Annotated in this window: 1 pseudogene; it reads right to left on the bottom strand. The window is 42.0% G+C overall.

Features of this window, described 5'->3' with window-relative positions:
- Nucleotides 1-245, bottom strand: a pseudogene (locus tag SB775_RS32715) (group II intron reverse transcriptase/maturase); the annotation flags it as partial.

Genomic DNA, 245 nt, shown 5'->3' with positions numbered 1-245 from the left:
GAATTCGTTGTTTTACCTTCTTCATGCTTTCTTTCGCGATTCGAATCTTTGGATCAGACTGGTGGGTAAAGCTAAACCCTAAAAATTTTCGTTTCCATGGCCGGTCTACTGCACTTTTCTCAATGTTCACCTTAAGTTTTAATTTATTCTCGATGAACCAGGAAATAGATGCCATTACCCGTTCGCCAGCCTTCTTTGAAGAAACGTAGACATTACAGTCGTCCGCGTAGCGGACAAATCTGAGC

It is taken from the genome of Peribacillus sp. SIMBA_075 (genome assembly GCF_046534585.1).
Note: the sequence above shows the minus strand (reverse complement) of the source record. Positions and strands in the feature narration are given on the sequence as shown.